Here is a 14,325-nt window from a genome sequence, read left to right as displayed (position 1 = left end):
AATGTCACTACGTTTCTTATTCCCCGGGCGTCTTTGCACCCGGGGATTTTGTTGGTTTAACTCAGGTCACAATGTGGTTCTGCTGCACCAGCTCATCGAGCGTGGTATGGACGTTCTCCAGGGTCACAATGTTGGTGGAATGGTAGGTTGAGCCGGTACCGTCGCGGTCGATGGAGACCACCGTGTTGTTACCGCTGGTGGTCACGTTCAGGTAGTTACCGAGCGTGGATTGCTGCCCGTTCCAGCCGGTGAGCAGGTCGTGGATATCGATCTTATCCCCCTGCGCCAGGCTGAAGTTTTTCCACGTATCCGCGCCGTTGCCGCCCGCCGCATCCGTGCTGTTGAGCAGGTGATAAACCAACGTATCGCCATACACCGAACCGTTGATCACGTCGCTCTGGTTGGTGCTGACAAACTGCGGATTCATGTTGATGGTCAGCGTGGCGCTGTCCGAATGGCCGTTCTGGTCGTTCAGGGTGTAGTTGAACGTCTCCTTAGAGGTTATTGTCGCAGGCGAAATCCCACTGTTCAGCGTGTAGGTGTAGGCCCCGTCAACGCCGATTTGCAGCGTGCCGTAATGTCCCTGAATGGTGGCGCTGGTGTCGGCACTGTTGACCGGGTTCAGCGTGGCGGTGCTGCCGTTGTAGCCGGTGATGGTCATCAGCGTATGAACCGTTCCCAGCTGATCTACTGCACCTGCAGCGTCCGTTCCGTCATACAGGTTGCCATGTACGGTGTGGCCCGCGAGGGTTGAATAGCTGTCGAGATCCAGCGTGGTGCCGGTCACCGATGGCGTGACGGTGATCCGCCCAACGCCAAGGGGGCCCATGTTGCCGGTATAGCTCAGGGTGTAGGTGCCAGCCTGGAGATCCGTGCCGCTCAGATCGACATTCGCCACGCCGCCCAGTAATAGCCCGCCGTTAAACGAACCGGTTTTCACCACCCCTGACGGGCCGCTCAGCGTCCAGTTAACCGATAATCCTCCCAGGGACAGCAGGGACACGACGCTGAAATGCAGCACCGGGTTGTGGAGCACGGCGTTGCTGTCGACGACAAATGTGCCGCTGCCGCTGCCGGAGGTGGATGACAGAAGGGCGGCGTTCCATGATGCCGTTCCGACGGTCGTATCCGAGTAGGCCGCAGTGTCCTGCGCGGTGCTGACCGCCATCAGCGCGCTGGTGTCATCAATGGCGTCAACGGTTCGTGGCGTTGCCGTCACGTTCAGCGATGCGGCGCCGGTATCGCCGTTCGGCGCGGTGACCGTGTAGACGAAGCTGTCCGGTGTTTTGATGCTGTCTGCCCCTACGCCCGCGTTCAGCTTGTAGGTGTAGTTGCCGTTAGCATCGATGGTCAGGGTGCCGTATTCCCCGTTTATCGTAGTGGTGCCGCTGCCAGCAACGGAGACGCCGTTAACCTGGGTTACGTGGCTGTCGGTCGGTGCAATATCATCGCTGAGCACGTTGCCCGTCGTAGTGGCGCTGACGCTTTCTACGGCGTAGGTGTGATCCTGCAGAATGTTCAGCGTGTAGCCTGTCAGCACGGTGATACCGCTGGCGTTGTTGAGCAGGAAGAGGTACTCCCCGCCCGGCAGCGTCAGGGTGAGCTGCGCGGACTGCCCGCCCAGCAGCGGCGCGGTCAGCCAGGTTTTCTCCACCTTATATTGCTCAAACTGCTGGGTTATATCGTTGAATTTGTAAATATATAGGTCGAAGGTCGACAGCAGCGCCACCCCGCCCACGTTCGCCTGCAGTGTCAGGGTTCGCGTTGAGCCTTCATCCACGTCGAAGATTATCGGGTTGGCCATGTTGGCCAGCACGTTCAGGCTCAGCACGTTGCCCAGCCCGACGCCAACCACCGAGAAGCCGCTTTGGGAAGAAGGCCCGTGGTTGACCGCTTCAACATCGGTGCTGTAGGTCAGCGCCGCCGTGTTATCCGTTGGCGTGACGCTGCTGGCAGGCAGCGGGTTGCCGAGCGTGACCACCAGCTGAGCCGAGTCGCTCACGCCGTTGTGGGTGATGGTGTAGGTGAAGTTCTCCGTACGACCAATGACCGACGGTGAAGTGCTGGTCAGCGTATAGGTGTAGCTGCCGTCCTGATTAATGTGCAGAACGCCGTACTGCCCCTGAATATCTACCCCGCCAGCGCCGACCGGCGTACTGACGCCCATCGCGTTGGCGACCGAGGTGACGACCGTTCCGGTTGGCGCATTGTCCTGCCCGCCGTTCGGATCGACATCGGTGATCACGTTGCCTGGATGCGTCGTTGTGCCGCTCAATGTCCCCGCGCTGGACTTCAGCACGGTGACGTCGAGGCTGGTCAGTGATCCTGTCGCCAGCAGGCTGGTGTTGTAGCTCAGCACCCGATAAGTCCCGCCGCTCAGCCCGGCGATGTTCATGGTGACGCCGCTCGCTCCCAGGGTCAGCAGGTTGGCAAACTGCGGCATTGATGAGTCGTAAACCGTGCTCCATGTGCCGGTCGTTGAATCATATTTTTGTACTGCAATTTCCAGCGTATTGAGCAGCGATAGCACCACGCCCGTCGCCGCTGCGTCGATGGTGACCGCGCCGCTGCCGCCGTCGGCGATGGTAAAGCCTACCTGCGCGGTGTCATTACCCAGTACCGAAGCCGTGCTGCCCAGCGCGCCAACCAGCAGCACGCCGTAATCGTTGTAATGTTCGGTGGTCACGGTAGCGGTGGAGGTCAACGCCAGATCCACCACGTTGTTGTCCGCTGCCAGCGGCAGCTTAGGCGCGTTAATGTTCAGTGAGGAGCCGGTGTTGCCCGCCGCGTCCGTCGCGTTGACCGAAAGCTGCTGTCCTTCAATCTGGCGCACCGGCAGCGTGGCGCTGTAATTCCCACTGGCGTTCGCCGTGGCGGTTACCGTTCCTCCGCCTGGCAGAGTGATGGTCACCGTGCTGTTGGCTTCCGCTATCCCGCTGACCGTTGAGCCATCCGCGCTGACAACCGCAGTCGGGATTGCTGGCGGCGTAATATCAACAATCACCGTTGCGGCAGAAGAGAAGCTGCCCGTGCCGTTGGCGTTGGTCGCCGTGGCGGTAAAGGCGTGGGAGCCTTCGCCGAGCGCGCCGGTTGGCGTGTAGCTCCAGCTGCCGCTGCTGTTGGCGCTGGTCGTGCCCATCAGCACGCCGTTGTTGTAGACGTTAACGGTCGCCCCGGCCTCGGCCGTCCCGTTGATGGTCGGCGTGGTGTCGTTGGTGCTCAGCCCGTTCGCCACGGTGCCAACCTGCGGATTAGTGTCATCCACAATGCTGGAGATAAGTGGCACTCCCGGCACGCCGGTGAACGGCGCGGTAAAGCCTGCGGAGACCCCGAGGTTCCCGGCCACATCCGTTGCAAAGGCCAAGAGCGGCTGGGCGCTGGTCTGGGCTGGGGAAATGGCGATGGTGAACGTACCCGTACCGTCCGCCGTTGCCGTACCCAGAACGGTTCCGGTTGCGCTGGTGATGGTGACGGTGCTGCCCGCTTCGGCAGTCCCCGTGACGCTGGTCCCCGTGGCGTTAACCGTGATACCCGTAGGTGCGCCCGGTGCCACGGTATCCACCACAATCGCCGCAGGCAGGCTGGTTGCGCTGGTATTGCCTGCCGGGTCGGTGGCGGAAAGGGTGAAGCTGTGATTCCCCTGAGACAGCGCCGCCGTTGGAGTATAGGTCCAGCTGCCGCTGCCGTTGGCCGTGACGGTGGTGAGCAGCAGGCCATTGTCGTAGATGCTGACCGTAGAGCCCGCTTCCGCCGTGCCGTTAAGGGTTGGGCGCGCATCGTTGGTGAGCTGGTTGTTGCTGAGCGAGCCGTTAAATACGCCACCCGCTACGTCATCCACAATCGAAGTAATGGCTGGCGTCGCTGGCGCGCTGGCATCCACAACCACCGTGAAGCCAGCCGTAGCCGCACTGGTGTTACCGGCGGTGTCCGACGCCGAAATGGTGAGCGTGTGGGAACCTGCTGTCAGCGGCGTGGCCGGTGTAAATGACCAGGCGCCGTTAACTACCGTTGTGGTTCCGAGCAGGGTGCTGCCGTCGAAGACGGAGATGGTGCTGCCCGTTTCACCCGTGCCGTTGAGGGTCGGACGGGCATCGTTAGTGATCTGTCCGTTGGTGAGCGGGCCGTTAAAGACGCCGCCCGCCACGTCGTCCACTACCGTGACCAGCACAGGTAAGGTCGGGGCAACGCTGTCGATAACCAGCGTGAAGCTTCCTGAAATCGCGCCGACGTTGCCCGCCGCATCGGTGGAGGTGGCGGTGAAAACATGGGTTCCTTCACCCAGCGCAGTCGTTGGGATAAATGTCCATGTCCCTGCCGGATTGACGGTCGCCGTGCCCATCAGCGTGCCGTTATCGTACAGCGTGACGGTAGAGTTTGCTTCCGCCGTCCCGCTCAGCAGCGGCTGCTTGTCGTTGGTTGTCTGACCGCTGACCAGAGCGCCAATGCCAGGGGCGATATCATCGTAGGCCTGGATAACAACCGGCGAGGTTGGGGCCTGGGTATCAATAATAATCGTGAACGGGCCGGTGGCCGGACTGACGTTGCCCGCCACGTCGGTAGAAGTTGCCGTAAAAATGTGGCTGCCGTTGCCGAGGGCGGTGCCGGGCGTGAATGTCCAGGCCCCCGTGCCGTCCGCAGGCGCGGTGCCAATCAGCGTTCCGTTGTCGTAAATGTTAACCGTGGCGTTGGCTTCCGCCGTGCCGGTGAGTTTCGGCGTGGCGTCGTCCGTTGTCTGTCCACTTGTGAGGTTGCCAACGGCGGTGCCCGCATCGTCTGCCACCGTTGTTATCGTCGGCGCGACCGGTGCGGCGATATCCACCACCAGGTTAAACCCGGCGGAAGGTGCGCTGATGTTACCGGCAGAATCCGTGGCGGTGACGGTCAGGGTGTGCGAACCGCTGGCGATGGCGGCGGCTGGCGTAAAGCTCCAGGTTCCACCCGCGCCCACCGTGGTGGTGCCGATGGCGGCGCCATCGTTATACACGGTGATAGTCGCACCGACTTCTCCCGTACCGGTCAGCGCCGGACGAGTTTCGTTGGTGGCGATGCCACTGGTGACTGGCCCGGTGGACGGTGCGGTATTGTCGGTAACCGTCACGATAGCCGGTAGTGTCGGGGCCACTGAGTCCACGACAAAGGAGAATGCGGAGGATGGGCTACTGATATTGCCTGCGGCATCGGTGGCGGTGACGTTCAGGCTATGGCTGCCCTGGCCGAGCGGGGCGGTTGGCGTAAACGACCAGTTCCCGCTGCCATCCGCCGTGGTGGTGCCGATAACGTTTGTGCCCTCGCGAACGGTCACAATGGCGTTGGCTTCGCTGGTGCCGTTCAGCGTCGGCAGGGTGTCTTTGGTGAGCTGCCCGTTAGTCAGCGGCGTGTCGGTGCCAATGACGGTCTGGTCATCAATCACCGCAGTAATGACCGGTACGACCGGCGCTGCGGTATCGACCACGACGTTGAATGCGGCGGACGCGGGGCCAACGTTGCCTGCCGCGTCGGTGGCGGTAAGCGTCAGATTATGACTGCCTTCCGTCAGCGCCGGGGATGGCGTGAACGTCCAGTTACCCGTGCCGTCGACGTTAGCGGTGCCAATAACTGTGCCGTTGTCGCGGACGGTCAGCGTGGCGTTCGGCTCGGCGGTGCCGGTCAGGGTTGGCGTGGTGTCGTTGGTCGGCTGACCTGAGACTACCGGGCCAGGCGCGCCAACGTTTTCGCTTGCGCCTGTAACGACCGGCGCGGCTGGAAGGGTAGTATCAACGTTCACCACGAACCCGGCGGAAGAGGCGGTTGCGTTTCCTGCGGCGTCAGTGGCCGTTACCGTCAGGGTATGCTGTCCATCAGGGATGTCGGCACCAGGGATTAAGCTCCACGTTCCCGTCGGGCCAACAACAACGCTGCCGACAGAGACCCCATCACTGAGAACATTGATAGTCGATCCAATCTCGCCGGTCCCGGAAATTGTTGGGCGCGGATCGTTAGTTGCATCACCGCTGTTCAGCAGGCTGGTTACCGGCGTGACGTCGTCAGTGACATCGGTAATGGTTGGGGCGGTAGGATCGACAGTATCAACGGTAATGGCAACGTTCGGTGAGATACCGCTGGTTAACCCGCCCACCGTCTGGCTGACGGCAAAGGTGTGCAGGCCATCGCCCAGAGGAGCGGTGAACTGATAGCTCCAGGCCCCCGCGCCGTCTGCCGTGATTGCTGGTTGGGCGATACCGTCGATATAGAGCGTAACGGTCGCGTTGGCTTCCGCGACGCCGCTCAGGGTTGGCAGGTTATCGTTGGTGCTTTGCCCGCTGGTCAAATCACCGGTTACCGGCGTGACGTCATCAAGGACTTCCAGCGTAGGCGGGTGAGGGATATCAGAAATAGCAGCCGGGAAGGTGGTTGGTTCACTTTGGTTACCCGCAGGGTCCTGAGCGGTTGCCGTCAGACTGCCACCTTCGGTTTGTGCCGGAGAGATGGTGACGGTGTAGGCACCCGTAGTGTCATTTGCTACACCAGTACCCAGTACGTCGCCTGCACCGTTTTTAATAATGACGGTACTACCCGGCTCCGCCGTACCGGTGATAAGCGTACCGGTATCTTCAACCGGCGTGGTAACGGTTGGCGCATCCGGGGCCGTGATATCAATATTGATAGCAACAGGATCGGTTGGCCCGACCGCGTTACCCGTTGCATCGGTAGCGCTCAGGGTGAAGGAGTGAGGGCCTGCGCCAAGCGCGGGATCCGGCGTGAAGCTCCACGTGCCGTCTGCCCCCACAGTTGCTGTGCCCAGTGGGGTTGCCGAACCATTGTCATAGATGGTTATAGTACTGCCGACAGCGCCCGTGCCTTGTAGCGTAGGGGTGGTGTCGTCCGTTACGCTGCCGTTGATCAGCGGCGTCTGAATCGGGCCAACGTTATCTACAATGGCCGTGATAACTGGCTCAGTAAGAACGGTGGTATTAACGGTGAGATCGAATGTATTAGATACCGGGCTGACGTTGCCCGCAGGATCTGTGGCCGTTGCGGTCAGGCTGTAGACGCCATCAGGCAATGGTGTCGATGGGGTAATCGTCCAGACCCCGCCCGTGCCAACGACCGTCGTGCCGATAACATTGGTGCCGTTATACAGCGTGATGGTGTCGCCTTCGTTACCCGTCCCCTGGAAAGCAGGAAGGTTGTCATCGGTAGTGCTGCCGCTAATCTGGTTGCCCGTGAGATCGCCAACATTATCGTTTGCGAACGTAATTTCTGGCGTATCAGGAGCCGACGTATCCACATCGAAACTGACCGTATTGGATGGCTGGCTACTGTTACCTGCCGGGTCCGTCGCAACCGCGGTGATGTTATAGGTGCCTTCCGGCAGCGGCGTGGCAGGCGTGACGCTCCATGTGCCATCGGCACGGACCGTCGCGCTGCCCAGCTCTGTCGTACCGTTGTTATATATCGTGATGGTATCGCCAGCCGTACCCGTTCCGGTAAAGGTTGGCGTGGTGTCGTTGGTTTCACCATCCGGGGTGACGGTACCCAACCCTGGCGCCTGGTCATCGTTGATAACCGGCGCTTGTGGCGCGACAGGTACCACATTGTCCACCGTCAGCGTAAAGCCTGTGGAAGGAACACCGGCGTTGCCTGCAACATCCGTTGCGACCGCGGTCAGCGTGTGTGTGCCCTGTCCCAGAGCCGGTGCTGGCGTGAGGGACCATGTGCCGTCACCCAGCACGGTAGTGGTGCCTAATGAGACGCCATTCTCAAAGATCTCAATTTTCGCGCCCGCTTCGCCTTTCCCGGAGAGAAGCGGATCGCCGCTTTGCGTGCTGCCACCGTTGGTAATATCGGCAGGCGTACCGGCGACATCCCCCTGCGCCAAAAGGATTTGCGGTGCGCCAGGAGGGGTGGTATCCACCGTCAGGGTAAAGCCTGCTGCCGGACTGGCGTTACCGGCTGCGTCAGAGGCGATGGCCGTGAGCGAGTGTGCCCCTTCGCTTAACGCCTGCGCAGGGGTAATTGTCCAGTTGCCGCTGCCGTCTACGGCTGCGGTGCCGATAGCCGTTGCGCCTTCATACAGCGTAATGGTGGAACCAATAGCCCCCGTGCCGTTGAACTGTGGCCGGGTATCATCGGTAATCGCGCCGCTGAGCAGGGGAGTTGTCACCGTGCCAACATTATCGAACGCATTGGTAAACGCCGGTGTTGCAGGGATGCCGGTATCAACGGTAATGGTGTAGACATCCGAACGCGGCGTGGTGTTGCCAGCAGCATCCGATGCGGTGACCGTGAAGTTGTGTACGCCGTCGCTTCTGGTCGTCGTGGTGTAGCTCCACGTGCCAGAGTCATCGACCGTGAACGTGGTGAGTAACGTATTGCCATCGTAGATGCTGACAGTGGTGTTAGGCTCGCCCGAACCGCTCAAGGTTGGCGTCGGGTCGTTGGTCACGCCGTTATTGCCAATTGTGCCGGTGAGCGTGCCAACATCGTCGTTAATCTGGGTGATTGTTGCCGCCAGCGGCAGCACGGAATCGACGACAATGCTAAACGATGCCGCAGGGCTGGTGTTGCCGTGGCTATCGGTAGCGGTGACGGTCAGGTTGTGCAGACCCTGGCCCAGCGCGGTGGTTGGGGTGTAATCCCAGGCGCCGGTGCTGTCAGTTGCGATGGTGGTGAGCAGCACGCCGTTATCGTAGATCTTAACGATCGATTCGCCTTCAGCGGTCCCTTTGATCTCGGGCTTGTCGTCGTTAGTCAGCTGGTTGTTGGTGAGGTTGCCGGTAACGGCATCTACATTATCAATGACGGCGGTGATAACGGGCGCATCCGGTGCGGTGGTATCCGGAGCAGTCGCTTCGGCTGCCGGGCCGGTGTTGCCCGCTTTGTCGGTTGCCGTCACAGCCAGGGTTTCGCCGTTGGTCTGCGGCGGGGTAATCGGTACGCTGAAGCTGCCTTCGTCGTTGGCCTTGCCGGTACCGATGGTGGTTCCATCATCGTCTTTAATCGTGACGGTGCTGCCCGCTTCGGCGGTGCCCGTCACCGTCGTGCCGTCGTCGGAGACAGCTACGTCTTTAGGGGCTTCAGGAAGGGTGGAGTCCTGGGCTACTACGTTGCCGTCCGGGCTTAGGTTGTCCGCAGCATCCTGAGCATTGACCGTCAGGACTTCACCGTTAGTTTGCGGCGGATTCAGCGGCGAGATATCGAAAGCGCCAGTGACGGGGTCGGCCTGGCCTGTGCCCAGGACTTTGTCATCAGCGTCTTTGATAATGACCGTGCTACCCGGTTCGGCGGTGCCGGTAACATGAAGGCCGTCAGGCGACACGGCAAGGTCAGTTGGTGCTGCTGGTGGTGTGTTATCAAGCGCGCTGAAATCAGTCGCGCCGCTGGCGTTACCTGCCTTATCGGTTGCGGTGGCCGTTAGCGCTTCGCCGTTGGTCTGCGCCGGTGAAATCGTCACGCTAAAATTACCGCTACCGTCGGCCGTGGCGGTGCCGATCGTGTCGCCGTTTGCGTTTTTAACCGCGACCTGGCTGCCCGCCTCGGCTGTTCCGGTCACCGTCAACCCATCTACGGAAACCGCCTGCACCACCGGGTCGGTCGGAGCTGCCGTGTCAACGCTCAGCGTGAAGGACGACGAGGTTCCGCTGGTGCCTTTGTCGTTTGTCGCGTTGAAGGTGAAGTTGTAGGTTCCGTCCGTCAGGTCGGAGGCTGGCGTGAAGCTCCAGTTCCCGTCAACGTCTACCGGGGCCGTGCCAATACTGACGCCGTTGTTGTAGATAGTGACTGTGCTGTTGGCTTCCCCTGTACCGACCAGGGTCGGCGTGGGATCGTTAGTGGCGCTGCCGCTGCTTAACTCGCCGGTTGTTGGCTGTACGTTATCGTTAACGCTAACCAGCTCCGGCACGGTTGGATAGCCTGAGGTTGAAGCGCCAACCGTCGCATCCGGTCCCTGGTTCCCGGCGTTATCCTCCACTTTGATGGTCAACTCTCCGCCGTGGGTCTGGGCTGGTTTGATCGGGGCGGTGAAACTACCGCCTGCATCAACGGTTGTCGAACCCAAAAAGGTGCCATTGCTGTCGTATACGCTGATGCTTGCGCCAGCTTCTGCCGTGCCGCTGACTTTAGTGCCGTCAAGGCTTGTTTCGAGATCTGTGGCAGCTGCGGGTGGCGTGGTATCGATAGTAAAGGTTGGTAGAGTAGTGGTAGAGCTAATATTCCCCGCCGGGTCAGTCTGCACTAACGTGATGCTGTGTGGGCCATCGGTAAGGGGGCCTGCCGGTGTGAATGTCCATTTCCCTTCGCTGTTCACTTCGAGGGTGGCAATGACTTTGCCATTATCGGAAATGGTGACGATATCCCCCGGCTCACCTTTGCCGCTGACGACTGGTTTTGCTTCATCCGTGGCGTTTACTGAGGTTATCAGGCCGGTAATCGTACCTGCATTATCCATCAGCGGATCGACGGTCGGCGCATCCGGGGCCGTGGTATCAACGGTGATTATGTAGCTGGCCGATGGGCTGCTTTCCCCTTTAGCATTGATCGCGACAGCCGTAAACGCATGGCTACCGTCGGTTAACGGCTTGCCCGGCGTGAAGTTCCAGTTACCCTGAGCGTTCACGTCGGCAGTGCCGATTTCTTTGCCGTTATCGTAGATATGCACAACTGAACCGGCGGTGCCGTAACCTTGTAGGGTAGGTGTGCTGTCGTTCGTCTGCTGATTTTTGGCGGTGATGCCGGCAATTGGCGCGACATCATCGATGATATTGGCTATTTCTGGCGTGGCGGGCAGGAGGATATCCGGCGCGGTGACCGTACCCGATGGGCCAGTATTGCCTGCTTTATCGGTAGCAGACACGTCCAGCGTTTCGCCGCTGATTTGTGGCGTCGTTACCGGAATACTGAAGCTGCCGTCGCTGCCCGCGGTACCTGTACCAATGACGTTCCCGTTACCGTCTTTAATGGTTACGGTGCTGCCTGGCTCTGCGCTACCGGTGACGGTTTTACCGTCCCCGGATACGGCTAAATTCGTTGGTGCAGTGGGAGGCGTTGTATCAGCGGTAGATCCGCCGCCAGGGTTTGATGTGCCCGGTTCGCCGCCGTTATCACCTCCGGTGCCGCCGTTATTGCCTCCGGTGCCGCCGCCGCCATTACCACCATTATTTGAATCATCACTTCCGCCACCGCCACCGCCACCACCACCGCCGCTTCCGGCGGCAATACCAATCCCCGCGGCCACGGCCACGCCGCCCAGCACCCAGGGCCAGATGGCGCCGCCATCAGAGTGCGCGCCCGTGGCAACCATCAGTTCGTCAATATTGGCAATATGCTCGAAGTGGAAGCCGCCGGCCGTGTCCTGTACCCACCACAGCGCCCCGTTGCTGTCCTCAAGGACAAGCTGGTTACCACCCTGATCGGTATAGGCATAGAAGTTTTTGACGGTGACGGTCTGACCATCCCGTAAAGTGATAATCATGTCCTGATTCGAGCGAACGATACTGGCGATATCCGCGCGTTCGGCTTTCAGCTCGACAATTGATGGAGCATTTAGTGTGATTTCAGAGGCTTCAACGTTGCTTGTGACGCCGGTTAGTTTGGAGATAATCGAGATTGAACGCATTGTTATCACTCCATTCGAGATGAACGTGGGTGTAGTCCTGAACTGAGTCTAAATAAGCAAATGATTCCCCTGGATAAACGTCAGATAAATTAAGCGCGCACGAATCCTGCCAGCAAAAACGCTGACTTTAGGCTCTTTATAAACGTTGATTTTCTGCTGTGCGGCTGCGTTTATTTAACGCGAAGGATCATAACGTATTATCTTTTTCAATCAGGGGTATTGATGATATAGACAGGAATAAATCAAAGCGCAAATTAAGTAGTGTTTAATTAAATGTTAAGTGGTGGTGAAGTGTCTGGTGTGTAAAGTGGCGGAATAAAAATGTGTACAGGAGCCAATGAGGCTGTAGAAGTTTTCATGTGTCTATCTGGTTGTTTTTGAAGGGTGTTGATAAATAAAAAGCAGCTGGAGGGATTTGGGTTATACTTCGCAATCGGTTGATTAATACTGATGTTAAGGGTGTGGGTATTGGTGTCTGAAGGTGAGGCTACGACTTAAGTATGAAGCCGAATAAATCTAATGAAGTTGTAAAAATGCAGGGTGCGTCAATCTGAAGTCAGGCTGAAAGATAAAATATCATATATTCCCAGTGCGGTATTTAAGTGAAATTAATAGTTGTTTTACGGGAGGTATTATTTAGCACCAGGGCATACCCAATGCAATATCATTAAAATTAAGGGAGTAAAACCAGGGAAGTAAAACCTGGCCCTGTGCGCAGGACCAGGAGAAGAGATTTTATCGACCGGCGTGCTTCATAATACGCGCTTTATCTACTGCCCATTCGCGGTCTTTCAGATCGGTACGTTTGTCATACTGCTTTTTACCCTTCGCAACGCCGATCTTCACCTTGCACCAGGCGTTCTTCCAGTACATCGAAAGAGCAACGACGGTGTAACCATCACGGCTGATGCTACCGTAGAGGTTTTCCAGTTCGCGCTGGTTAAGCAGCAGTTTACGGGTTCGCGTCGGGTCACATACAACATGGCTTGAGGCGACGTTCAGCGGGATGAAGTTGGCCCCAAAAAGGAATGCTTCGCCATCAATCATAATGACATAGCTATCGCTGATGTTCGCCTTCCCGGCACGCAGAGATTTCACTTCCCAGCCTTGCAGCACAAGGCCCGCTTCAAACTCATCTTCGATAAAGTATTCGTGGCGGGCGCGCTTGTTCTGCGCAATGGTGGCTGAGCCTGGTTTGTTTGCTTTTTTCTTCGTCATAGTGCTGCTCAGTATACGCAATCAAGAGTTCAAAGACACCCCGCGTAGCTCACGGGCGGAAAGCAGATATCTTAGCATGCCCTGGGCCGAGAGTTTTTCATTGCGTGAGGATAAATGTTATTATTTATGCGTTGGATGACCCACAGGAAATGCTATGCCGCAGATCAGCCGTAATGCCCTGGTGCCCTACAGCGCCGAGCAGATGTATCAGTTAGTGAATGACGTGAAATCCTACCCGGACTTTTTACCTGGTTGCACCGGCAGCCGGGTTATTGATGCTTCTTCGAACCAAATGACCGCCGCGGTTGATGTGTCGAAAGCGGGGATCAGTAAAACGTTTACTACCCGTAACACGCTGCACAGCAATCAGAGCATCTTGATGCATCTGGTCGATGGACCATTTAAGTCGCTGATGGGGGGCTGGAAATTTACGCCGCTCAGCGAAGAGGCCTGCCGCATTGAATTTCAGCTCGACTTCGAGTTTACCAACAAGCTGATTGAGCTTGCGTTTGGCCGCATCTTTAAAGAGCTGGCGGGCAGCATGGTCCAGGCGTTTACCGTGCGGGCGAAAGAGGTTTACAGTGTCGCCTGAGATTAGCGTCGAGGTGGTTTACGCGCTGCCGGAGAAACAGTATCTGCGTCGGGTTTTGCTGGCCGCAGGTAGCACTGTGGAGCAGACGATTATCGCTTCCGGCCTGCTTGAGCTGCGTAGCGATATCGATCTGACTAAAAATAAAGTTGGTATCTACAGCCGCCAGGTAAAACTTACGGATGTGGTGAACGACGGCGATCGGGTCGAGATCTATCGCCCGCTGATCGCCGATCCGAAAGAGCTGCGTCGTCAACGCGCCGAGAAAACCGCGAAGAAAGCGTAATTGTCCCGTATCGAAAGCATAAAAAAGGCGCCTCAGGCGCCTTTTAGATTGCTGACCAAGAAGGAAAAAGCGTGGTTTTTCCTTCTTGGTGATAAGCAGGCGAAAATCAATGAATTGATTTTCCTTGTTATTTATTCGGTGAGATCTTTGCGAAACGCATTCGCTTTCGGTTTGTCATCAGTCTGAAAGGCGCCTCAGGCGCCTTTTTTCATTTGCATCGAACCGGGCATTATTTTTCCAGCTTCGGCTTGTTGTCGATATTAGTCAGTACGCCGCTGCTGTTGAAGGTCAGGGTCAGCGTTTGCTGAGTCACACCTTCATGGCCAGGCTGCTGACGGAAAACGTAGAACCAGGTATTAGTACCAAACGGATCGCTCATCATCGGCGTACCCAGGGCATAAGCAACCTGCTGTTGGGTCATACCTGTACGGATCTTCGACACGTCATTCGGTGTCAGGTAGTTCCCCTGGTTAATATCGGGGCGGTAAACCACTCGCTCCAGAGTGGAACAGCCTGCGGTCAACATAAGAAGAACCGCTGCGGCAGCAGTCAGCGTTTTACAGCGCATAGTGATTTGATTCCTTTTCGGGCCCGAGCAGCACGTGGCTCATTCGTAATATGCCGATGATAATAAACCTT

General features: G+C 58.1%; 5 protein-coding genes. 2 read left to right on the top strand and 3 right to left on the bottom strand.

Annotated features, from left to right (window positions below; all coding sequences use genetic code 11):
• Positions 1-61: 61 nt before the first annotated feature.
• Both HYQ67_RS20250 and smpB read right to left on the bottom strand, forming a co-directional pair.
• Positions 62-11,593 carry a BapA/Bap/LapF family large adhesin gene (locus HYQ67_RS20250; protein WP_202306893.1) on the bottom strand — a complete coding sequence of 3,844 codons (11,532 nt, stop codon included), beginning with the start codon at positions 11,591-11,593 and terminating at the stop codon, positions 62-64.
• Between the two features lie 735 nt (positions 11,594-12,328).
• On the bottom strand, positions 12,329-12,811 hold the full coding sequence (smpB, locus tag HYQ67_RS20245) for an SsrA-binding protein SmpB (RefSeq protein ID WP_202306884.1): 483 nt from the start codon (positions 12,809-12,811) through the stop codon (positions 12,329-12,331).
• Positions 12,812-12,965: 154 nt separating this feature from the next.
• Here smpB and HYQ67_RS20240 point away from each other — a divergent pair, with 154 nt between their 5' ends.
• Both HYQ67_RS20240 and HYQ67_RS20235 read left to right on the top strand, forming a co-directional pair.
• Positions 12,966-13,403, top strand: a complete 438-nt coding sequence (locus HYQ67_RS20240) for a type II toxin-antitoxin system RatA family toxin (RefSeq protein WP_202306875.1) — start codon at positions 12,966-12,968, stop codon at positions 13,401-13,403.
• Positions 13,393-13,686 carry an RnfH family protein gene (locus HYQ67_RS20235; protein WP_202306866.1) on the top strand — a complete coding sequence of 98 codons (294 nt, stop codon included), beginning with the start codon at positions 13,393-13,395 and terminating at the stop codon, positions 13,684-13,686. The genes HYQ67_RS20240 and HYQ67_RS20235 overlap by 11 nt, the downstream gene beginning before the upstream one ends.
• Before the next feature lie 229 nt (positions 13,687-13,915).
• Here HYQ67_RS20235 and bamE read toward each other — a convergent pair whose 3' ends face one another.
• Positions 13,916-14,254, bottom strand: coding sequence for an outer membrane protein assembly factor BamE (gene bamE / locus HYQ67_RS20230; protein ID WP_202306864.1), 339 nt, complete (start codon positions 14,252-14,254; stop codon positions 13,916-13,918).
• Positions 14,255-14,325: the final 71 nt, after the last annotated feature.

This window comes from Dryocola clanedunensis subsp. sulfonylureivorans, assembly GCF_016756775.1.
Taxonomy (GTDB): domain Bacteria; phylum Pseudomonadota; class Gammaproteobacteria; order Enterobacterales; family Enterobacteriaceae; genus Dryocola; species Dryocola clanedunensis.
The sequence above is the reverse complement of the archived record's forward strand: the minus strand, read 5'-3'. Positions and strand labels throughout refer to the sequence as shown.